At 74.4% G+C, this 21,784-nt stretch carries 20 protein-coding genes; 18 read left to right on the forward strand and 2 right to left on the reverse strand.

Annotated features, from left to right (window positions below):
* Positions 1-168 precede the first annotated feature (168 nt).
* From thpD to NT8_RS08595, 14 genes are all read left to right on the forward strand, one after another.
* Entirely contained in the window at positions 169-1,038 is an 870-nt protein-coding gene (gene thpD, locus NT8_RS08530) for an ectoine hydroxylase (protein ID WP_067966057.1), read from the forward strand.
* A 305-nt stretch (positions 1,039-1,343) separates the two neighbouring features.
* On the forward strand, positions 1,344-2,258 hold the full coding sequence (ehuB, locus tag NT8_RS08535) for an ectoine/hydroxyectoine ABC transporter substrate-binding protein EhuB (protein ID WP_067966059.1): 915 nt from the start codon (positions 1,344-1,346) through the stop codon (positions 2,256-2,258).
* A 22-nt stretch (positions 2,259-2,280) separates the two neighbouring features.
* Positions 2,281-3,012, forward strand: a complete 732-nt coding sequence (locus NT8_RS08540; RefSeq protein WP_067966061.1) for an amino acid ABC transporter permease — start codon at positions 2,281-2,283, stop codon at positions 3,010-3,012.
* On the forward strand, positions 3,009-3,647 hold the full coding sequence (gene ehuD, locus NT8_RS08545; RefSeq protein ID WP_067966063.1) for an ectoine/hydroxyectoine ABC transporter permease subunit EhuD: 639 nt from the start codon (positions 3,009-3,011) through the stop codon (positions 3,645-3,647). The genes NT8_RS08540 and ehuD overlap by 4 nt, the downstream gene beginning before the upstream one ends.
* Positions 3,634-4,452: an ectoine/hydroxyectoine ABC transporter ATP-binding protein EhuA gene (gene ehuA, locus NT8_RS08550; RefSeq protein WP_067966065.1), complete on the forward strand. Its 819-nt coding sequence runs from the start codon at positions 3,634-3,636 to the stop codon at positions 4,450-4,452. The genes ehuD and ehuA overlap by 14 nt, the downstream gene beginning before the upstream one ends.
* A 296-nt stretch (positions 4,453-4,748) precedes the next feature.
* Positions 4,749-5,315: a dihydrofolate reductase family protein gene (locus tag NT8_RS08555; protein ID WP_067966067.1), complete on the forward strand. Its 567-nt coding sequence runs from the start codon at positions 4,749-4,751 to the stop codon at positions 5,313-5,315.
* Positions 5,316-5,453: 138 nt separating this feature from the next.
* Positions 5,454-5,927 carry a flavodoxin family protein gene (locus tag NT8_RS08560; RefSeq protein WP_067966069.1) on the forward strand — a complete coding sequence of 158 codons (474 nt, stop codon included), beginning with the start codon at positions 5,454-5,456 and terminating at the stop codon, positions 5,925-5,927.
* Positions 5,928-6,188: 261 nt separating this feature from the next.
* Entirely contained in the window at positions 6,189-7,073 is an 885-nt protein-coding gene (locus tag NT8_RS08565; protein WP_067966071.1) for a CPBP family intramembrane glutamic endopeptidase, read from the forward strand.
* A gap of 64 nt (positions 7,074-7,137) precedes the next feature.
* A complete protein-coding gene (locus tag NT8_RS08570; protein WP_067966073.1) occupies positions 7,138-8,058 on the forward strand; it encodes a CPBP family intramembrane glutamic endopeptidase in 921 nt (306 codons plus the stop codon).
* Positions 8,059-8,153: 95 nt separating this feature from the next.
* The gene (locus tag NT8_RS08575) at positions 8,154-8,840 is read left to right on the forward strand and encodes a GOLPH3/VPS74 family protein (RefSeq protein WP_067966075.1); all 687 of its coding nucleotides are present in this window, start codon (positions 8,154-8,156) and stop codon (positions 8,838-8,840) included.
* Positions 8,841-9,071: 231 nt separating this feature from the next.
* On the forward strand, positions 9,072-11,156 hold the full coding sequence (locus tag NT8_RS08580) for an RNA degradosome polyphosphate kinase (RefSeq protein ID WP_067966077.1): 2,085 nt from the start codon (positions 9,072-9,074) through the stop codon (positions 11,154-11,156).
* Positions 11,157-11,385: 229 nt separating this feature from the next.
* Positions 11,386-12,288, forward strand: coding sequence for an NUDIX hydrolase (locus NT8_RS08585; protein ID WP_394326569.1), 903 nt, complete (start codon positions 11,386-11,388; stop codon positions 12,286-12,288).
* A gap of 76 nt (positions 12,289-12,364) precedes the next feature.
* On the forward strand, positions 12,365-12,802 hold the full coding sequence (locus NT8_RS08590; RefSeq protein ID WP_067966078.1) for an SRPBCC family protein: 438 nt from the start codon (positions 12,365-12,367) through the stop codon (positions 12,800-12,802).
* Between the two features lie 397 nt (positions 12,803-13,199).
* Positions 13,200-13,580: a VOC family protein gene (locus NT8_RS08595; protein WP_067966079.1), complete on the forward strand. Its 381-nt coding sequence runs from the start codon at positions 13,200-13,202 to the stop codon at positions 13,578-13,580.
* Positions 13,581-13,637: 57 nt separating this feature from the next.
* Here NT8_RS08595 and NT8_RS08600 read toward each other — a convergent pair whose 3' ends face one another.
* Together NT8_RS08600 and NT8_RS08605 are read right to left on the reverse strand one after the other, a co-directional pair.
* Positions 13,638-13,946 carry a hypothetical protein gene (locus NT8_RS08600; protein WP_067966081.1) on the reverse strand — a complete coding sequence of 103 codons (309 nt, stop codon included), beginning with the start codon at positions 13,944-13,946 and terminating at the stop codon, positions 13,638-13,640.
* A 483-nt stretch (positions 13,947-14,429) separates the two neighbouring features.
* Positions 14,430-15,227 carry a hypothetical protein gene (locus tag NT8_RS08605; protein ID WP_067966083.1) on the reverse strand — a complete coding sequence of 266 codons (798 nt, stop codon included), beginning with the start codon at positions 15,225-15,227 and terminating at the stop codon, positions 14,430-14,432.
* A 545-nt stretch (positions 15,228-15,772) separates the two neighbouring features.
* Between NT8_RS08605 and NT8_RS30730 the strand changes: the two genes are divergently transcribed.
* The 4 genes from NT8_RS30730 (at position 15,773) to alr (ending at position 21,762) form a co-directional block, all read left to right on the forward strand.
* On the forward strand, positions 15,773-17,932 hold the full coding sequence (locus NT8_RS30730) for a sensor histidine kinase (RefSeq protein WP_067966085.1): 2,160 nt from the start codon (positions 15,773-15,775) through the stop codon (positions 17,930-17,932).
* 536 nt (positions 17,933-18,468) lie between these two features.
* Positions 18,469-19,140 (forward strand): response regulator, encoded by a 672-nt coding sequence (locus NT8_RS08615; RefSeq protein WP_067966088.1) that lies wholly within the window; start codon positions 18,469-18,471, stop codon positions 19,138-19,140.
* Between the two features lie 173 nt (positions 19,141-19,313).
* Positions 19,314-20,558: an alpha/beta hydrolase family protein gene (locus NT8_RS08620; protein WP_067966090.1), complete on the forward strand. Its 1,245-nt coding sequence runs from the start codon at positions 19,314-19,316 to the stop codon at positions 20,556-20,558.
* A 58-nt stretch (positions 20,559-20,616) separates the two neighbouring features.
* Complete coding sequence (gene alr, locus NT8_RS08625) at positions 20,617-21,762, forward strand: alanine racemase (RefSeq protein ID WP_067966091.1); 1,146 nt, start codon at positions 20,617-20,619, stop codon at positions 21,760-21,762.
* The last annotated feature ends 22 nt before the right edge of the window (positions 21,763-21,784 follow it).

The following is a 21,784-nucleotide window of genomic DNA, read 5'->3' on the forward strand; positions in this document are numbered from 1 at the left end:
CCCCCCCCCCCCCCCGCCCCTCCCGACATCCCCCGCTCGCTCCCCCCTCGCTCGCTCGCTCCCCCGCCCCCGCCGTCGATCCACCGTCCGCGACGACCCCTGCCCACGAGCCGACGAGAGCCGCCACAGCACCACGACCAGAGGAGACGACCCCCAAGGGGTGTGCCCATGAGTGTGTTGACGACCGACTTCGAGCAGCCGACCATGGACGACTACCCGACCCGCAAGGACCCGTCGCCGGCCCTGCTGTTCCGCCGCGACCCCACCGTGTGGGGCGACGCCGACGGCGGCCCCCTCGACGGTGCGGAGCTGGCCCGCTTCGAGGAGAAGGGCTACCTCCAGAGCGACCCCCTCCTCACCCCCGACGAACTCGCGACCTACCGCGCCGAGCTGGACCGGCTGCGCGCGGACCCCGACCTGCGCGGGGACGAGCGCGTCGTCACCGACCCCGGGACCGGCGAGGTCCGCACGGTGTTCGCGGCGCACCGCGTCAGCGCCGTGTTCGACGCGCTGGTGCGCGATCCGCGCATCGTCGGCCGCGCCCGCCAGATCCTCGGCTCCGACGTCTACGTCCACCAGAGCCGGGTCAACCACGCGCCGGGGTTCTCCGGCACCGACCTGTTCTGGCACTCCGACTTCGAGACCTGGCACGCCGAGGACGGCATGCCCCGGATGCGCGCGGTGGGCATCTCCATCGCGCTCACCGAGGAGCACGCGCACAACGGCGCGCTCATGGTCATCCCGGGGTCGCACCGCACGTTCGTCTCGTGCCTGGGGGAGGACGGCCTGCCCGACCACGGCAGCCTGTCGATCCTCACCGAGATGCACGGGATCGACGTGCTGTCCGGGCCCGAGGGCGGGGTGACCGTGCTCGACGGCAACGCCATGCACGGGTCGAACGGCAACATCACGCCGCACGCGCGCGCCAACGTCTTCGTCGTCTTCAACAGCGTGGAGAACACGTGCGGTGACCCCTTCACCGCACCGCGTCCCCGGCCCGAGTACCGCGCGGCCCGGGATTTCACCCCGATCGAATAGGTGCGAATCAGTTAATCGTCCCACGAATGACGCAATGAAATCGTTACGGGGCCGGTTTAGGCCACGATAGGTATAACCACTGCGTAACGTGCTATTCCGCTGGAGTTAGACGCGGACGATCATGGGGCACCTACTGTCCGGGCGCCGGGTGACGACCGAGCGACCACGGTGGTGTGCCGGTGACCTGCCCCTTGACCACGGGTGTCCCGACGGCCGCACTGGTCCGGTCTCGTCGTACGGCGCCCCCTCCCGGCGCGGGAGGGGGCGCCGCCTTTTTCCCTTAGCCCCCCGATAAGGAGAGAACAATGGTCGACAGCAGCATTCTCGGACGAATGGACCGGCGCGGTCTATTCCGCGTGGGCGGTGTCGGATTGGCCGCGGTCGCACTGGGTCCGACCCTGGCGTCGTGTTCGCGCACCGACGAGGCCACCACCCTCGACTCCCTGCGTGAGCAGGGGTTCATCCGCGCCGCGATCAACAACGAGCCCCCGTTCGGCTACATGGACGACAACGGCGAGGCCACCGGCGAGGCCCCCGAACTGCTCCGCGCCGTCTTCAAGGAACTCGGCGTCGAGGAGATCCAGGCCGAGGCCGTCGCCTGGGACGGGCTGATCGAGGGCCTCAAGGCCCGCCGCTTCGACGTCGTCGCCGCCGGCATGTACATCACCCCCGAGCGGTGCGCCGAGGTCGCGTTCTCCGAGCCCGACTACAAGGTCCAGCAGGCGTTCATGGTGCCCAAGGGCAACCCCAAGGGCCTGGAGACCTTCGACACCGTCGCCGAGGACGCCGATATCACCATCGCCGTGCTCAACGCCTCCGTCGAGCAGGGCTACGCCGAGGGCGCCGGCGTGCCCGCCGAGCAGATGGAGGTCGTCGGCGACGCAGCGGCCGCCATCGACCTGCTGGAGAACGGCCGCGTCGACGCGGCCGCGCTCAGCACGTTCTCGCTCAACTACCAGCTGGAGCAGCGCGGCACCGGCGACGAGTACGAGGTCACCGAGGGCTTCACCCCGGTCGTGGACGGCGAGGAGGTCATCCCCGCGGGCGGGTTCGCGTTCCGCAAGGGCGACACCGAGCTGCTGGAGGCCTTCAACCAGGTCCTCGCCGATTTCAAGGAGAACGGGCGGCTGACCGAGATCGGCGAGCCCTTCGGCTTCGACGAGGCGGCCCACCCCGGCGACCTGACCACCGAGCAGCTCTGCGCGGAACCGGCGGAATAGGACAGGGGTGGGGTCTATCCCCGTGGATTTCTTCATCGACCGGTTCCCGCTGTACCTCGAAGGGGCCGGAACCACCTTCACCATCACCGTCCTGGGCACGGCGCTCGCGTTCGTGCTCGCGATGGTCATCGGCGTCCTGGGCACGCTGCGCAACCCCGTCGCCCGCGGCGTCGCGTCGTTCTACACCGAGACCTTCCGCGGCATCGCCGCCCTGGTCCTCATGTTCTGGATGGCGTTCTCCATCCCGCAGATCACGCCCTATGAGCTGGACGTGACCTTCGCGGCCGTCCTCGCCCTGGGCCTCAACGTCGGCGCCTACGGCGCCGAGGTGGTGCGCGCGTCCATCAACGCCGTGCCCAAGGCGCAGACCGAGGCCACCATCGCCCTCAACATGACCTGGGCCCGCCGCATGCGGCTGGTCATCCTGCCGCAGGCGTGGGCGCAGATGCTGCCCACCTTCGGCAACCTCGTCATCGAGCTGATGAAGGCCAGCGCCATCGTCTCGCTCATCGGCGTCACCGACCTCACCCAGGTCGCCCGCCTCCAGGGGCAGGCCAGCGGGCAGACGATCCTCGCCTTCGGCAGCGCCCTGGTCATGTACTTCGTGATCGCGCAGGTCCTCATCGTCGGCGTGCGGCTGCTGGAGCGCCGGGCCAACCGGCGGCTGGGCCGGACCCCGCCCGCCGGCGGAGGCCTGCTCGCGCTGCTGCGCCCGCCGACCGTCGGCGCCACGGCGACGGGGGGTGCCCGATGATGTGGGACTGGGAGTTCACCGCCGTCGTCGTCCCGCGCCTGCTCGACGGGCTGGTCATCACCGTCCTGGCGACGCTGATCGGCTACCTCGTGGCCCTCGCGCTCGGCCTGGCCGTCGCCATCGTCCGCCGGGTGCGGATCATCGGGCCCATCGTGCACGCCGTGATGGAGTTCATCCGGACGACGCCGCTGCTCGTGCAGCTGCTGTTCGTGTTCTTCCTCGCGCCGTCCGGCATGACCGCGCTCACCGTCGGCATCACCGTGCTCGGCGTGCACTACGCCGCCTACACCGCCGAGGTCTACCGGTCGGGCATCGAGGGCGTGGCCAAGGGCCAGTGGGAGGCGTGCCGCGCGCTCAGCCTGCCCCCGCTGCGCGTGTGGGGCGCGGTCATCCTGCCGCAGGCGATCCGCAAGGTCATCCCGGCGCTGGGCAACTACCTGATCGCCATGTTCAAGGACACGCCGCTGCTGTACGCCATCACCGTGCAGGAGATGATGTTCCACGCCAGCGGCCTCGGCGGCCAGTACTTCCGCAACTTCGAGGCGATCACGCTGGTCGGGCTGCTCTTCGTGCTGGTCAGTGTGCCCTCGGCCATCCTGATTCGACGACTGGAGCGACGCTATGCCGCTGTCTGACACCACGGGCGCCCCCGGGCCGGAGGCGGCCGGCGGCCCCCTCATCCGGTTCGAGAAGGTCGTCAAGAGGTACGGCGACAACGTCGTCCTGCGCGAACTCGACTTCGAGGTCGCCGCCGGCGAGCGCGTCACCCTCATCGGCCCCAGCGGGTCGGGCAAGACCACCATCCTGCGCCTGCTGATGACCCTGGAGACCGTCAACGACGGCGTCATCTGGGTCAACGGCGACTCCCTCAGCCACATGGAGCGCAACGGGAAGCTGGTCCCGGCCAACGAGGCCCACCTGCGCCGCGTGCGCAAGAAGATCGGCATGGTCTTCCAGCAGTTCAACCTCTTCCCCAACATGAGCGTGCGGAAGAACATCACCGAGGGCCCCGTCCACACCCTGGGCGTGTCCAAGGAGGAGGCCAACCAGCGCGCCGAGGACCTCCTCGAGCTGGTCGGGCTCAAGGCCAAGATCGACGCCCACCCGACGCAGCTGTCCGGCGGGCAGCAGCAGCGGGTCGCGATCGCGCGGGCGCTCGCCATGCGCCCGGAGATCCTGCTGCTGGACGAGGTCACCTCGGCCCTCGACCCCGAGCTGGTCGCCGGCGTGCTCGACGTGCTGCGCGACGTGGCCCAGACGACCGACATCACCATGCTGTGCGTGACCCACGAGATGGGCTTCGCCCGCGACGTGTCGCACCGCGTGCTGATGTTCGACGCCGGCCGCATCGCCGAGGAGGGCACCCCGGAGCAGATCTTCGGCGACCCCCGCGAGGAGCGCACCCGCACCTTCCTCAAGGCCGTCCTCGAAACCGGCTGACCCCCTTTCGCCCCGCGGCCCGCCCCCCACAAGGGAGCGGGCCGCGCCGCGTGCCGGGGCCACCCGGTCACGGCCCCGGCAGAGGAAGAGCGGGTCTCTCCGGGTGGTGCCGCGTCGTGGGGGCGCCGTTCTCCGGTCGTCTCGCCCGGATGGTGCCGCGTCGCGGGGCGCCGCTCTTCGGCTGTCTCACCCGGATGGTGGGGTGTGGGGGATGCGGTCCGGGACCGCGCGTGCCGTTGCGGGGCTGCGGGGTCCGGCGGTCGTACCGTCGAACCCGTCACCGAGGAGGACTTCCGATGCGCAGCGTGACCTATTCGATGATCATGTCGCTGGACGGCTACATCGTCGGGCCGGACGGCTCCTTCGACTGGACGTCGCCCGACGACGCGGAGGTCTTCGACCTCGCCACCGAGGAGATCCGCGGGACCGGCGCCTACCTGCTGGGACGGCGGCTGTACGAGACCATGCTGTACTGGGAGACCGCCGAGCAGCACCCGTCGCACGACCACTCGACGCGCGAGTTCGCCGCCCTCTGGCGGGCGCTCCCGAAGGTGGTCTTCTCCACCACGCTGACGTCCGTGCAGGGCAACGCCCGCCTGGCCTCCGGCGGCCTGGCGGAGGAGGTGGAGCGGTTGCGGGCCGAGTCGGGGGAGGGCGACATCGCGGTCGGCGGCGCGACCCTGGCCGCCCAGGCGGCCGCACTCGACCTGATCGACGAGTACCGGACCCGGGTCGCCCCGGTCCTGGTCGGCGGCGGCATCCCGTTCTTCCCCCGGAACGACCGCCGGGTCGACCTCACCCTGGTCGAGAACCGCGTCCTCCCCTCCCACATCACCTACCAGCGCTACCGCGTGGTCCGCTGACCGGAAACTCGTACGCCAGCTCGTAGCGGTAGACCGGGACGACGATGTCCGCCGTCTCGATCGGCCCGGTCGCGGTCGTGTAGGTGCGCTGGACGACCATCACCACCGTGTCGGCGTTCGGCGTGCGACAGTGGGGGCATGGCCCGACTGCTGATCGTGCACCACACCGCGTCGCCCGCAACGCAGGAGCTTCTGGAGGCCGTCCTGGAGGGGGCGCGGAACGACGACATCGAGGGGGTCGACGTCGCCACCCGCGCGGCGCTCGGCGCCACGGTGCCCGACGTGCTCGCCGCCGACGCCGTCGTCCTCGGCACGCCCGCCAACATCGGGTACATGTCCGGCGCGCTCAAGCACTTCTTCGACACCGTGTACTACCCCTGCCTGGCCGAGACGCCCGGCCTGCGCTACGGGCTCTACGTGCACGGCAACGACGACACCTCCGGCGCGGTCCGCGCCGTCGAGACCGTCACCACCGGGCTGTCCTGGCGCCGCCACCACCCGCCGGTGTCCGTCGCCGGCGCCCCCGGCCGCGACGACCGCGAGGCGTGCTGGAACCTCGGCGCGCTGATGGCCCTCGCCGCCCTGGAGGCCGCACCCCCCGCCGACGGCTGACCGGGACCCCAGGCCGGCCCCCGGCCCCCCGACGGTCGGTCCGCGCTCTCCCTGCCGACGGCCGGCCCCCGACCGCACTCGCCCCCCTGACGGTCGGTCCGCGCCGGTCCCGTCCCCCCGCTCCACCGGACACCCGTTGCGGAGAGTAACGACATACCGAGGTCATTACGTCACTTTTGGTTTCTCTCGGGGCAGACTAAGTCCTGAACTGGGGGGAATCCGGTGACGAAGTCGTACGGGTCGTACGGATGGCTACCGCGCGTGAGCGTGGCCGGGGTGGCGCTGGTCGTGCTGGCCCTGCTGGCGACCCTGCCTGCCATCGCCCCGCTCTGGGAGGGCACCACCGCCCCCGAGACGGTGTGGCTGCCCGTCGCCGCCGGCCTGATCGTCATGTGGGCCGTCACCCCGCCCGACCGCCGGAACGCCATCGACGTGCGGACCCGCGACGCGATGAAGGGCCACCCCATCGTCCGCGAACTGGTCTGGCTCGTGGTCTTCCTGCTCTGCTTCATCGGCGGCACCGTCGCCCTGTCCCTGCTGTTCCGCGCCGTCAGCACCGACATCCCGTTCGTCATGGCGGTGCCGGCGGTCCGCGTGCTCTTCCTCTTCGTCATGGCCGTCTTCTTCGTCGACCGGGCCGGGTTCACCCTCGACGGGCACGGCACCGCCATGCCCGCTCTCGCCATGGGCGTCGGCGAGCGGTGGCGGTGGATCGGCCTGGTCCCCATCGGGGTGGCGCTGGTCCTGGGCGCGCGGACCATGCACCCGTTGGACGTGCCCGATCCGCGGCTGCTGCTGCTCGTCGCCGTGGTGGCGTTCACCGCCATCGCGATCCCCGAGGAGATCTTCTTCCGCGGCATGCTCCAGACGCGGCTGGAACTGCTGCTCGGCCGGTGGGGCGGCATCGCGGTCGGCGCCGCCGTGTTCGCCTTCACCTACGCGGTGATGAAGGACTACGTCGAGGTGGCGCCACGGGGCATCCGCCACGTGGACCACCCGCTGATCACCTCGTTCGCCACGTACGGCGTCCTCGGCGTGCTCTACGGCTACACCTGGTCCTGCTACCGCAACATCTGGCTCAACGTCCTGCTCCGCGGCGGGACCCTCACCCTCGCCGTGGCCCCCACGCTGCGGCTCATCGGGTGATGGCGGTGCGACGCGGGCGCCGCCCGCGCCCCGGCCGCGGCCACCGACGAACGGGGACCCGCCCATGCCCAGCCTGACCGTCCGGCGCGCGATCCCGGCAGGCGGCGCCGTCCTGCTCGCCGCCTCCGCCGCCCTGCTGTACGCCACCGGGCACACCACCGTCCCGGCGTCGACCGACCACCGGCCCGGCGAGCTGTGGCGGCTGTGGCCGCCCATCCTGGTCACGCTGCTGCTGGTCCGGCTGCTGCCGTGGACCATCCCCGAGACCGGCCACATCGCCGAACGGCTGAACCGGAAGATGTCCGGCCGCTCCCCGCGCCGCGACGTCGCCGTCCTGCTCGGCTGCGTGGTGCTGTTCTACGTGCTCGACCTGCTGCTGTCGGCGGTGCTCAGCCTGGTCGACCCCACCCTGACCCCGCTGTCGTACTTCATCTCCAAGGCGTTCTTCCTCTTCCTCGTCCCGGTCGTCCTCGTCGGAGCGGTGGGCGTCATGCGCTACGCCAGCGGGCCCGACGTCACCCGGCTCTCGCTGAAGGTGGTCGAGCCGTGGCGGTGGTGGGGGCTGGTCGCGGTCGCCGGGTACGTCCTCGTCGTCCTGACGCCGTGGGCGGCGCGCACGCCCGCAGCGGGGGAGATCCTGCCCGACCGCTTCACCGTGGCGGGCGTCCTGATCGTGACCCTGCTCTGGTCCCCGGTGCTGGAGGAGGTCTTCTTCCGCGGCATGCTCCAGACCCGCCTGGAGTACGTGGTCGGCCGCTGGCCCGGCATCGTCCTGGCGTCGGGCGTGTACGCCGCGGCCGGCCTCATCGGCGGCACCGCCCCGAACGGCGCCGCCACCGCCGTCGCCACCGCCGTCTGCGTGCAGGGAACGGCCGGGCTCATGTACGGGTACCTGTGGTCGCGCTACCGCAACATGTGGCTCAACCTGCTCCTGCACACCGCCACGACCGTGTTCGTGCTCACCGCGCCCATCACCGGCGGGTGACCGGAACGGCCCCGATGTGGATTTCGGGGGTTTCGCGCGGGAAGCTGGTCGGCACACGACCGCGGCTCCCGCACGCACACCCCAGGGGGACCTCCATGACCGCCGCCATCCTCGCCGAGGATCTGCTGCTCCTCACCTACGACCCCGAGACCGGCCGCCCGGCCGCCGACGGCACCCGCGTCAAGTGCGGCCTGGCGGGCGCGCTCGTGGCCGACCTCGCCCTCGCCGGGCGGGTCCGCATCGACAAGGACGTGCTGCACCCCGCCGACGCCCCCGCCCCGGTCCGCGACCCCGACCTGGACGGCCTCGCCCGGCGGATCTCCGCCGAGCGGCGCCCCCGCAAGGTCAAGTGGTGGGTGCAGAAGACGGCGACCGAGAAACTCCGCCGCGCGATGCTCGACCGCGCCGTGGAGCGGGGCGTCCTCGTGCATCAGAAGGGCCGCGTCCTCGGCGTGTTCCCCTCCAACGACTACCGCCCGGCCCGGCCCGCGGCGCGGCCGGAGCTGGTCGACCGGCTGCGCGGCGCCCTGGCCGGCGGGCACAACGTCGACCCCCGGTTCGTGGCGCTGCTCGCCATCGCCGCCGCCATGCGGGTCGACAAGGCCCTGTTCCCCGACCTCGGGGCGCGCGACCGGCGCCGGATGGTGAAGGAGGCGGTGGCCCGCGACGACATCGGGCGCGCGGTGCGGACCGTCATCCAGTCGATCGAGGCGGCCACCGTCAACGCCATCTCCTCGGGCGGCGACGGGGGCGGCGGCGACGGCGGGGGCGGCGGGAGCTGAGGCCGCGGCGGGCGCGCGCCCGCCGACCGGGCAGCTGGGCGCCGGGCAGCGGGGTGCGCGGCACCTGGTGGAGCGCGCGGCGCCCGGTCGCCGCCCGGCGGGGCGCGCGGGCGCCGACCGAGGTCGAAGCGCCTCTTCCGGCCGAATCCGGGTAGGGATAACCCGCGACCGTAACGGCGCGGCCAAGATCGCGTCTCCGGCTATTAACCGAAATGGGGGAGGTTTCGGGCCGTGAGCGTCGAACCGGTACACACCACCCCGGGCGGGGACCTCCCCGCCGACCGCTTCCTCGACCGCGAGGAAGGCTGGCTCCGCTTCAACCAGCGCGTCCTCGAACTCGCCGAGGACACCTCCCTCCCCCTCCTCGAACGCGTCCGGTTCCTCGCGATCTTCTCCAGCAACCTGGACGAGTTCTTCATGGTCCGCGTCGCCGGGCTCAAGCGCCGCCTCGCCACCGGGCTGGCCGTCGCCTCCTCCAGCGGCCACCAGCCGCGCGCCCTGCTCGAACGCGTCTCCGAGGTCACCCACGACCTCATGCGCCGCCACGCCCGCTGCTTCGAGGAGTCCGTCGCCCCGGCTCTGCACCGCGCCGGAATCCGCATCGTCCGCTGGTCCGGGCTCGACGAGACCGAGCGCCACCGCATGCACCGCTTCTTCGAGCGGTCGGTCTACCCCGTGCTCACCCCGTTCGCCGTCGACCCCGCCCACCCCTTCCCCTACGTCTCCGGCCGGTCCCTCAACCTGGCCGTCACCGTCCGCGACCCCGAGACCGGGCGGCGCATGTTCGCCCGCGTCAAGGTCCCCTCGGTGCTGCCCCGCTTCATCGACCTGCCCGGCGGCCGGTTCGTCCCCGTCGAGGACGTCATCGCCGCCCACCTGCCCGACCTCTTCGAGGGCGTCGAGGTCGAGGAGCACCACGCCTTCCGCGTCACCCGCAACGCCGACCTCGAAGTCGACGAGGACGAGACCGACGACCTGGTCCAGTCCCTGGAGAACGAGCTGCTCCGCCGCCGGTTCGGCCCCCTCGTCCGGCTGGAGGTCGAGGACTCCATCAGCGAGGAGGTCCTCGACATCCTCCGCCACGAACTGGGCGCCGAGACCGAGGAGGTCTACCGGGTCCCCGGGCCCCTCAACCTCGCCGGACTCGACCAGCTCGCCGACCTCGACCGGCCCGAACTCCGGTATCCGCCCATGGTCCCCGCAGAACCCCGCGCACTCACCGGCGACGACCTGTTCGCCGTCTTCCGCGAGTGCGAGGTCCTCGTCCACCACCCCTACGAGTCGTTCGCCTCCACCACCGAGCGCTTCCTCGCGCACGCCGCCGCCGACCCGCGCGTCGTCGCCATCAAGCAGACCCTCTACCGCACCAGCGGCGACTCCCCGATCGTGGAATCCCTCATCGAGGCCGCCCGTTCCGGCAAGGAGGTCGTCGCCCTGGTCGAGATCAAGGCCCGCTTCGACGAGCACAACAACATCCAGTGGGCCCGCAAGCTGGAGCAGGCCGGCTGCCACGTCGTCTACGGCGTCGTCGGCCTCAAGACCCACTGCAAGCTCGCCCTCGTCGTGCGCCGCGAGGACGACGGGTCGCTGCGCCGCTACGGCCACGTCGGCACCGGCAACTACAACCCGCGCACCGCCCGCGCCTACGAGGACCTCGGCCTGTTCAGCGCCGACCCCGCTGTCGGTGCCGACCTCAGCGACCTGTTCAACCACCTCACCGGGTTCACCCGCAAACGCGACTACCGGCGCCTCCTCGTCGCCCCCACCGCCCTGCGCGGCGAACTGCTGCGCCGCATCCGCGCCGAGATCGACCGGCACGCCGACGGCGGCTCCGCGCGCATCCGCATCAAGGTCAACTCCCTGGTGGACGAGGAGATCATCGACGCCCTGTACGAGGCGTCCCGCGCCGGCGTCCCCGTCGACCTGTGGGTCCGCGGCAGCTGCGTGCTCCGCCCCGGTGTGCCCGGCCTGTCCGAGACGGTGCGCGTGCGCAGCATCCTCGGCCGGTTCCTGGAACACTCGCGGATCTTCGTCTTCGACAACGGCGGCGACCCCCAGGTGTGGATCGGCAGCGCCGACCTCATGCCCCGCAACCTCGACCGCCGCGTCGAGGCCCTGATCCGGGTCGCCGACCCCGACCACGTGGCCCGCCTCGTCGGCCTCATGGACCTCGCCATGTCCGACACCACCACCTCCTGGCGCATGGACGCCGACGGCGGCTGGACCCGCGCCACCCACGACGCCGACGGCCACCCCCTCCGCGACCTCCAGTCCGTCCTGCGCGGCGACCGGCACCTGCGGGTCGTCGATGCCTGACCGCCCCAGCCCGGAACCGCCCCCCGCCGGAGACGCGACCGCCTCCGGCGCCGGGGGCGGCCCCGACGCCTTCGGCGGTGGGCGCCCGGCCGTGCCCGGCGGTGACCGCGGCCCGGACCGTCCCGCCGCCGGAACGCCCCCCGGCGCCCCTGGCGGTGGCGGGCACGCGCCCCCGTCCGGCCCCACCGCGCCCGGCGGCCACCTCGACCCCATCCGGTCCGCCGGGGCGGTGCTCTGGCGGCCCGCCCCCGGCGCCGACCCGGACGACCCCGCCGTCCACCACCGCGAGATCGCCGTCATCCACCGGCCCATCGGCGACGACTGGTCCCTGCCCAAGGGCAAGCTGAAGAACGGCGAGCACCTGCTGTCGGCCGCCGTCCGCGAGGTCGGCGAGGAGACCGGGACGGCGCCCGTCCTCGGCCGCCGCCTGCCCCCGCAGCACTACCTCAAGAACGGGTGGCCCAAGCGCGTCGACTGGTGGGTGGGGACCCCCGCCGCGTCCACCCCGTTCGTCGCCGGACACGAGGTCGACCGCATGGCGTGGCTGCCCCTGCCGCAGGCCCGCGCCCGCCTCACCTACGCCCACGACGTGCGCGTCCTCGACGACTTCGCCCGAGGTCCGGCCCGCACGACCCCCCTCATCGTGCTCCGGCACGCCTCGGCGGGGGACAAGCGCACCTGGGACGGCGACGACCTGCTCCGCCCGCTCGACGCCGCCGGGCGCGCCGACGCCGCCGAACTCGCCCGCGTCCTCGCCGCCTACGGGACGCCGCGCCTCGTCAGCTCCGCCGCCGCCCGCTGCGTCGACACCCTGCTGCCGTTCTCCACCGCCTGCGGCGCCGAGGTCCGCACCCGCCCGGCGCTCACCGCCGGCAACGGGGGTGCGGGCGGCATCGACCGGGCGGCCGCGCGGGCAGCGTTCGCCGACCTCCTCGGCGGCGTCCTCGCCGGGCGGCCCACCCTCGTCTGCACGCACGGGGAACTCGTCGGCGACCTCGTCCGCGACGCCCTCGACCGCTTGGGGGCGCCGGCGCCGCAGCAACTCGCCCTGCGCAAGGGCGGGTTCTGGGTGCTGCACGTCGGCCCCGACGGCACCCTCGCCGCCGCCGAGCGCCACACCCCGCGCGGCTGACCGCGAACGGAGCGCGCCCCCGCCCGGGACCGGGGGGAGGTCCGCTGTCGGCGGTGCGGGCTGAGAGGATGCCGCCATGGCTGAACGACGGATTTCCCGCAGCGTCGTCATCGACGCCCCCGCCGAGAAGATCTTCGACATCCTCGCCGACCCGCGCCGCCACCCGGAGTTCGACGGCTCCGGCACCGTCCGCGCCGCCGTGACCGGCCCGGCGCGGCTCGGGCCCGGCGCCCGCTTCGGCATGGACATGAAGATGGGCGTCGCCTACACGATGGGCAACCGGGTCGTGGAGTACGTGGAGAACCGGCTCATCGCCTGGCGCCACATGGGCCCGCACCGGTGGCGGTGGGAGCTGGAGCCCCTGGCCGACGGCAGCACCCGGGTGACCGAGACCTTCGACTACGCGGGGCCGGGGGCCGGGGCGTACATCCTCCTCGGAATCCCGCCGCGCAACGCCCGCAGCATCGAGCGCTCGCTGACCCGCCTCAAGCACCTCATCGAGGGCGATTCCTGACCGGCCGCCGAGCGGGCGGCGCACCGACCGCCGAGCGGGGCTGACCACCGCGCGCTGGTAGCCGATCGACCGCCCCGGCCGGCTGACCACTCCGGCCGATCGGCTGACGGCTGTGCACGGAGCACCGACCGCCGAGCGGGCGGTCGGGCGACCGCCCGGACGGCGGCCTCCGTCGCCGTACGCCCGGTGGCCGACCGCCGCCCGACGGCTGAGCACGGACCTCCGGACGGGCCACCGGCCACCGGCCGCTCGATGGTCGACCGTCAACCGGCTGACGGGTCGACCGAGCGGCCGATCGGCGGGGCATACGCGGTCGGCGCCGGGGAAGTGCTTCCGGAAGGACCACGCGGCCCGGTGCCGCGCGGGCCGCGAACGCCGCCGCCTCTGAGGAGCCGCCATGCCGAACCCGCCGCGCCCCACCCTGGCCGCCCCCGTTCTCGACTGCCCCGACCCGCAGCGGCTGGCCGACTTCTACCGTCGGCTCCTCGGCTGGGAGGTCACGCAGGACGAGGCGGACTGGGTCAAGCTCGAACCGCCCGGCGGCGGGACCGGCCTGTCGTTCCAGACGGAGCCGCTCTACACCCGCCCCGCGTGGCCGGCCGAGCCGGGGACCCAGCAGATGATGGCCCACCTCGACTTCCGGGTGGACGACCTGGAGGAGGCCGGCGCCCACGCCGAGTCGCTCGGCGCCGTGCTCGCGGAGTTCCAGCCCCAAGCGGGCGTCCGCGTCTACCTCGACCCCGACGGCCACCCGTTCTGCTTCTTCATCGAGGAGTAGCCCGACGGCCCCGCCCCCCGAGCGGGCGAGGGGTGGGGGCGGAAGGGGTGGCGTGGGTCAGGTGTCGTCGCCGGGGATGTCGCGCAGGCGGCGGGTCTCGCGGCGGGCCGCGTAGCGGTCCCGGCGGTTGGCGGCCCGGACGATCTCTTGCCACTCCGCGCGGTGGGAGCGGATCTGGCACCCCGCGCAGCACGTGCCGAAGAAGATGTGCGCGCCCGGCGGCTCCCAGCGGCAGCGGGTGTCGGGTGCGTCGCGCTCGGGGCGCGGCGGCAGGTCGCAGTCGCCGTAGCGGTGGTCATGGATGGGACGGGGGTCGTGTTCCGCGTGGCGCACCCAGAGCGGTTTCGTGTTGTCCGTACGGGACATCTCGTTCCTTTCGGAACCGCCGCCCGGACTCCCGGTACCTCCGGGCGGGCGGCGGGGGTAACCGCTTCATGCGCCACACCTCCTTCATCGTCACGACGGTGATCAGCGGGAACGGTGCCCGCCGAGACGGGCCCGCCCCTCGGCCGGTGTCCTGCCGAGGGGCAGCCCGTCCCCCCGCGCCGACAGCGGCGCGGGACGCCTTCCCGGTGCGGGGAAAGCCTTGCAGGATATCGGTGGGGGAGGGCGCGGACAAGGGGGCCGGTGGCCTCGGTCCCGCTGCCGGGGGCGGGGCGTGGGTGCCCGTGCCAGGGTGTGCGGGGGTCCGGCGTCCCGTCCCGCAGCCGAGGCTCAGGGGCGGGCGGCCGCACGCGGTCGGCCGGTGTGCTGCGACCGCCCTTCGGCTCGGTCGGCCGTTGTGCCGCGTCCGCTGATCGGCTCGGTCAGCCGCTATGCGCGCGCGACCGCCCATCGCCTCGGCCGGCCTCAGGCGTCGCGCCACCACAGCAGGGCGTAGGCCGCCGCGAGGGCGGCGGTCGGCCAGGCCGCGAGAATGGTCAGCGCCCCCGCTGCGCCGTAGGGCTCCTCGGCGCCCGTGATCAGGTGCATGCCCGCCGCCGTCGGCAGCAGGTCGAGCGCCGCCACCAGCCACGGGGCACCGAACTCGGCGCCGAGCAGCGGCACCGCCACCAGCAGCAGCACCATGGCGACGAGGGTGCCGGCCGTGCTGCGCAGCATGGTCCCGGCGGCGACCACCAGTGCCCCGGACAGCGCCAGGTACGCGGCCGTCCCGACGGCGGTGTCGCGCGCCTGGGCCCAGGTGAAGTCGCCCGCGTCGCCGAGCAGCGCGGCGGCCGTCGCCGTGCCGACGGCCGCCAGCACCAGGCCCCATCCGAACAGCATCGGGACCACGACGGCCACCTTCGCGGCCAGCATCCGCCCGCGCAGGGGGACCGCGCCGAGCGTGGAGCGGATGGCCCCGCTGCCGTACTCGCCGGTGATGATCAGCGCCGCGAACGCGATGAGCGGGAGCTGCGCGATGGGCAGCGCCCCCGCTGCGGCGGCGGGGGCGGGCATGGCCGTGTCGAATCCGTTGGCCGCGCTGGCCGCCGCCGAACCCGCCATGAGTCCGCCGGCCGCCACCATCAGCACGGCGGCCACGGCGGGCAGCCACCACGTCGACCGGACCGTCGCGGCCTTGAGCCATTCCGCCGCCACCGCCCCCGCGAGCCCACCGCCCTTGGCCGCGCCCCCGCGCCCGTCACCCTCTCCGCCGGACGCCATCGCTCGACGCGCCACTGCCACCCGCCCGGGTGCGGCGGGGGCCGGTGCCGCTGGCGTGTGCGGGTCCGGGGCAGTGGGCACCCGCGTCGCGGCCGATGCGGCGGCCGGATCGGGCGCCGGTGCCCGCGCGGCCGGACCGGTCGGTGGGCCGCCGGCGGCCGGGTCCGTTGTCGGGGCCGCTGCGGTCTCCCGCTCGCCGGCGGAGGGCCGGCCGTGTTCCCCCGGTGTGGTGATGTCCGCCGCCCGCCGCAGCCGGGACGGGGGAGTGCCCGGCCGGTCGTCGGGGGTCGGTGTCGGGGCGGCCGCGGGCTCCCCGTCCGCCCGATCGGTGGGTATGCCGTCCCTGTGATCGGCGGGTATGCCGCCGCTGCGGTCGGGGCGTGTGCCGTCCCGGCCTCGGCCGCCCCTTCGACGCCGGTCGTGGTCCCCCTCCGCCGAGGTGGGGCGTCTGCTGCCACCGAACATCCGCATCGCGTGCCTTCCTCCCGTTCGTCCTAAGGTGAACCTAGGAACGGCACGGTCAGCGGCGCATATGGCGGTCGACGATGATTCCACCCCTCTTTCGGTCACGGCTCCGGTCGGGCGATGTCCGCGGTGAGGACGCCGTCCTCACCGCGGTCCTCCTACTGCCGCTGCTGCTCGACGCCTTCGGCGGCCCCGCAGGCGGCCGCGCCCCGTTCGTGGTGGCCGTCGGCGTCCCGCTCGTCACGGCCACGGCCGTGCTCGCCCGGCGGCACCCGCTCGCCGCGCTGGCGGTGCCGCTGACCGCGCTCCTGGCCGAACCGCTGGTCCACCCGGCCGACGTGCTCGCTCCCGCCTTCGTCACCCCGGCCGTCGCGACGGCCGTGCTCGCCCTGCTCGCCGGGCGGCGGCTCCCCGACACGGACGGCTTCATCCGCCTGCTGGCGGTGGCCGCCCTCGCCGGGCTCGTCGCGCGCGTCGCCGCCGAGACCGCGCGGCGCGGCGCGTTCGGCGCGGTCGCGGGTGTACTCGACTGGCTCACGCTGCTGGTCGCCATGGCGGTCGTCGTACTGCTCCCGTGGCTGGTCGGCCGCTACCGCCGACAGGCGGTCGACCTGGCGCGCGCCGGGTGGGAGCGCGCCGGGCTGCTGGAGGCCCAGCAGCGCATCAGCGAAGACCGCGCCCGGCTGCGCGAACGCGGCCGCATCGCCCAGGACATGCACGACTCCCTCGGCCACGACCTCAGCCTGATCGCACTGCGCGCCGCCGCGCTGGAGGTCGCCCCCGGCCTCGACCCCGCCCACCGGTCGGCGGCGGCCGAGCTGCGCGCCGACGTGGCGGCCGCCGCCGAACGCCTCCGCGACGTCATCGGCGTGCTGCGCCCCGACGGCGGCGCGGCGCCGGAGGACCCGACCCGTGTCGGCGTGAGCGAACTGGTCGAACGGGCCGCGGCGGCGGGCGTGCCCGTCACGGTCGACATCACCGCCGATACCGGCTCCGGTGCTGGCACCGGTTCCAGGATTGGCACCGTCCGCTCCGCTGCCCGCCCCGTCGCCGGGGGCGCGGGCGGGGACCCGCTTCCCACCGGCGCTCGCGACGGCGTCCGCGTGGATACGGCGTCGCCGGGCGGCGCCGCCGACCCCGTCGCCGACTCCACTGATGATCCCGGCTCCGGCTCCACTGATGACCCCACTCATGACTCCACTGCCGACCCCGCTGCGAACGTCCCGCCGATGGTGCTGCGGGCGGCGGCGCGGGTGGTCCAGGAGGCGTTGACGAACGCCGCCAAGCACGCCCCCGGTGCCGACGTGGCCGTGCGCGTCCGGCACCTGCCGGACCGTACCGAGGTCGTCGTCGACAACGGGCCGCCGCCCGGTGGGGACACCGCCCCGGCGGCGCGGCGCGGGGCCACCGCACGGGTCCCGGTCGCCGCCGGGCGGGTGGGGGGCCGAGGGCCGGGCCGCGGCAGTGTGGACGCGGCGCCGACCGCCGAGCCCGCTCGCGCCCCGTCCGGCGCGGTGCCGTCCGACGCCGGGCCCGGCCGACCGGCCCCCGGCGGCGGACGCGCCGCGCCGGACCGACCCGCTCCCGGCGGGTACGGCCTGGTCGGGCTGCACGAGCGGGTGCGGCTGCTCGGCGGCACGCTCCGGGCCGGACCCGCCGGGAACGGCGGCCACGGTGGTCAGGGCGGGTTCACGGTCACCGCCGTGCTGCCGCACGACGCTCCGCCGGGCGCCGACGACGCGGCGGCGGTCGGCGGCGGCCCCGTCGACGCATCCGGCGCGCACGCCGCGTCGGCGTCGGCCCGCCAGCACCGGGAGCGCGCCCGGCTGACACGCCGCCGTCTGACCTCGGTGTTCGCCGTGCCGCTGGGTGCCGTCGCCGCGATCGGCCTCGTCCTGCTGGCGGTGGAGGGCGCCCTGTCGACCGGCAACGACCTCGACGGCGCGGTCTACGCGGACCTGCGGATCGGCGACGACCGCGACGCGGTCACGCCCCGGCTCCCGTTCCTGCAGACCTTCGAGGACCACTCCGACCTGGCCCCGGCGCCGCCCCGGGGCGCCGACTGCGTCTCCTACTGGACGGAGGAGCAGACCGACGACCGCCTGTTCTACCGGCTCTGCTTCGTCGACGGTCGGCTGGCGACCAAGGACGTGTTCCCGCGCGCGGCCCTGTCGCCCAGCGCCGACACCCGGCCGGACCCGGCAGCGGACACGGCGCCTATGGGCGTGCGGCTGTTGTGAGTCGTCCGGTTGCTGGCTGCCCCGTGCCCGGCGTCCGGCCGCCCCGTGCCCGGTGGGGACTGTTCCGTTCATGGTCGGGTTCGGCCGCTGTCAGCGGTGACGGTGCCCAGTGGTGTGCGGCCGTTGTGAGTCCCCGGTGCGTGGCGGGGGTGGGGGAGGGTGGTCGTCTCGTCGGGAGGCGGGCGCGGTCGGCCGCCCGTACGCTGCTCTCGGTGAGGGCCGGGACTCCCGCGCCCGGCGGCCCGCGTCCGGCCGGCCGTGCCCGTTCCCCTGTGCCCGGTCCTCCGCCCGCTGTCAGCGGAGACAGCGCTCGGTGGCGTGTGGCCGGTTATGGGTGCCCGGTGTGTGGTGTTCCGGTGCGTGGGTGGTGCGGTGTCCTCGGCGGGAGACGGGTGCGGCCCGTCACCCGTACGCTGCTCCCGGTGGTCGTCCCGGGCCGGGGTCGTCCGTGCCCGTCGGCCCGTGCCCGGTCGGGTCCGTTCCGTGCCCGGTCGCGTCCGCCCACTGTCGTTGTCCGCCGAGAACGAGAGACGTCCGTGATCCGAGTACTGCTGGCCGACGATGAACCGCTGATCCGCGCCGGGGTGCGTGCCGTCCTGGCGGCCGACCCGGAGATCGACGTCGTCGCGGAGGCCGCCGACGGCCGCGAGGCGGTCGAGCGCGTCCGCTCCCACCGACCCGACGTGGCGCTGCTCGACATCGTCATGCCGCGCATGGACGGCCTGTCCGCCGCCGCCGAGATCCGCGCCGGGGTGCCCTCGACGGGGGTGCTCATGCTGACCACGTTCGCGGAGGACGAGTACATCGCCCGCGCCCTGGGCTCCGGGGCCAGCGGATTCCTGCTCAAGCTCGGCGCCCCCGCGGAGTTGCACGCCGCCGTGCGCGCGGTGGCCGACGGGGCGGCGTTCCTGTCGCCGCAGATCGCGCACCGGGTGATCCGGGCGCTGACCACCGGTGGCGCGGGCGGCCGGATGACGCGGGCGGCCCGCGCCCGTGAGCAGGTCGACGCGCTGACCCCGCGCGAGCGCGAGGTCCTGGCCCTGGTGGGCGCCGGCGCGTCGAACGCGGAGATCGCCCGGCGGTTGCACGTGGTGGAGGGGACGGTGAAGGTGTTCGTCAGTGCCATCCTGCGCAGTCTCGACGTCCGCAACCGGGTGCAGGCGGCGATCATCGCCTACGAGGCCGGCCTGGTCGACACCCTGCACTGAGGCCGGCACGGCTTCGGGTGACGCCGTGCAACCGACACCCGAGGCCCGCCCGCCGGTCCCTCCCGGCCCGCTGCCGTGCTCCGGATCGCCGGGCGGGCTATGCCCTTCGGCAGGCGGGGGTGGACGCGATGGTGGGATGCCGGGCGGCCCGGCCCGGGGCGACGCTGGCGGGTATGACAGCACTGCGCCATCCCTTCGCCCGCCGCCGGGCCGCGCTCGGGGCCGCCGTCGCGGCCGCCGTCACCGCCGCGTCCGCCGTCGGCCTGCCCGCGCTCGCCGACGGCGGGGCCGACACCGGACCGCCCGCGACATTCCGCCTGCCCGAGCCCACCGGCCCGCACGACGTCGGCACCCTGGACCTGCACCTGGTCGACGCCGACCGCCCCGACCCCCTCGCCGACGGCGAGCCCCGCGAGCTGATGGCGAGCGTCTGGTACCCGGCGGAGCACCGGCGCGGGAAGCCCGCCACCCCCTACCTCAGCGACGGCGTGGCGCGCATCTACGACCAGACCTCCGGCCACATGGGCATCGACCCGGGCGAGGTCGACTTCGCCGGCGCCCGCACCCACGCGCAGACCCGCGCCCCCGTCGCCGACGGCCTCACCGGCGCCCCCGTCGTCGTCTACTCGCCCGGCGGCGGCAGCCCGCGGTTCCTCGGCACCACGCTGGTCGAAGAGCTGGCCTCGCACGGGTTCGTGGTCGTCACCGTCGACCACCCCCACCAGGCCCCCGTGGAGTACCCCGACCGGATGACCATGCCCGCCCCCGACCCCGACATGGCCGCCATGCTCGCCGACCGGGCCGACGACCTGTCGTTCGTCATCGACACCATCGAGGAGCTGGCCGCCGGGGCCGAACCCGACGCCGAGGGCCGCCCCCTGCCCGACGGGCTCGCCGGCGCCCTGGACCCCGAGCGGGTGGGCGTGTTCGGCCACTCCATGGGCGGGTTCGCCACCGCCGAGGCGATGCTGGACGACCCCCGCATCGACGTCGGCGCCGACCTCGACGGCAGCATGAGCCCGAAGTACGGCCGCGCGTCCCAGGAGGGCGTCGACCGCCCGTTCCTGCTCATGGGCGGCGGCGAGAACGGCGACGAGGGGCAGCCCCACCACCACCTCACCACGCCCGAGTGGAACGACTTCTGGGCCAACTCCCCGGGCTGGAAGCGCGACCTCTACCTGGCCGACGCCGAGCACATGTCCTTCACCGACTTCCAGGCGGTCTTCCCGCAGATCCGGCGGCCCGCCGGCATGGACCCGGAGGCGGTGGAGGGCGCCATCGGCACCATCTCCCCGATGCGCTCGGTCGCCGTGCAGCGCACCTACGTCACCGCGCTGTTCGACCACCACCTGCGCGGCGGCCCCGGCGACCCCTTCGACACCCCGTCCCGCTACCCGCAGGCCGAGTTCATCGACTGACGGCCCCGCCCGACCGCGCCCCGGCGCCCGCCGCCGGGGCGCGTGCCAGACTTGACCCATGCCTTCCAGCCACGCCGAAGCCCGCATCGACCTGGGCGCCATCAGCGAGAACGTCGAACTGCTGCGCCGGGCCGCCCCCGGTGCCCAGGCCATGGGCGTCGTCAAGGCCGACGGCTACGGGCACGGCATGCTGCCCGCCGCCCGCGCGATGCTCGCGGGCGGCGCCACCTGGCTGGGGACGGCGTTCGTGGAGGAGGCCCTGGAGATCCGCGCCGCCGGGCTCACGGTGCCCGTTGTGGCGTGGATCCTGCCGCCGGGCGCCCCGCTCGCCGCCGCCGTGGCCGCCGACATCGACCTGGGGGTCAGCACCCCCGAACTGGTCGGCGAGATCGCCGCCGCCGCCCGCACCGCCGGCCGCCCGGCCCGCGTCCACCTCAAGGCCGACACCGGGCTCACCCGCGGCGGCGTCACCGCCGACCGGTGGCCCGAGGCCGTGGCCGCCGCCGCCCGCGCCGAGGCCGAGGGGCTGCTCCGCGTCACCGGCGTCTTCTCCCACTTCGCCTGCGCCGACGAACCCGGCCACCCGTCCATCGCCGCGCAGACCGCCGTGTTCCACGACGCGCTGGCCGTCGCCGAGAGGGCCGGGCTCCGACCCGAGGTGCGCCACCTCGCCAACTCGCCCGCCACCCTCACCCGGCCCGAGACCCACTTCGACCTGGTCCGCCCCGGGGTGTCCGCGTACGGCATCAACCCCGTGCCCGACGCCCCCGCTGGGCGCGGCCTGCGCCCCGCCATGACCCTGCGGGCCCGGATCGCCCTGGTCAAGCGCGTCCCGGCGGGCAGCGGGGTGTCCTACGGCCACCGCTACACCACCCCCGGGCCCGCCGACCTCGCGCTCGTCCCGCTCGGCTACGCCGACGGCGTCCCCCGCGCCGCCACCAACACCGGCCCGGTCCTCGTCGCCGGGCGGCGCCGCACCATCGCCGGAACGGTGTGCATGGACCAGTTCATGGTCGACCTCGACGGCGACACCGCCGACCCCGGCTCCTACGCGGTGCTGTTCGGCCCCGGTGACGGCGGCGAACCCACCGCCCAGGAGTGGGCCGACCTGCTCGGCACCATCCCCTACGAGATCGTCACCCGCGTCGGCCCGCGCGTCCCGCGCGTCTACACCGGCGCCCGCACCGGGGTCGACGCCGGCTAAGCCCCGACCCGCGCCGCCGACC

It is taken from the genome of Nocardiopsis trehalosi NBRC 14201 (assembly GCF_001552555.1).
Taxonomy (GTDB): Bacteria; Actinomycetota; Actinomycetes; order Streptosporangiales; family Streptosporangiaceae; genus Nocardiopsis_B; species Nocardiopsis_B trehalosi.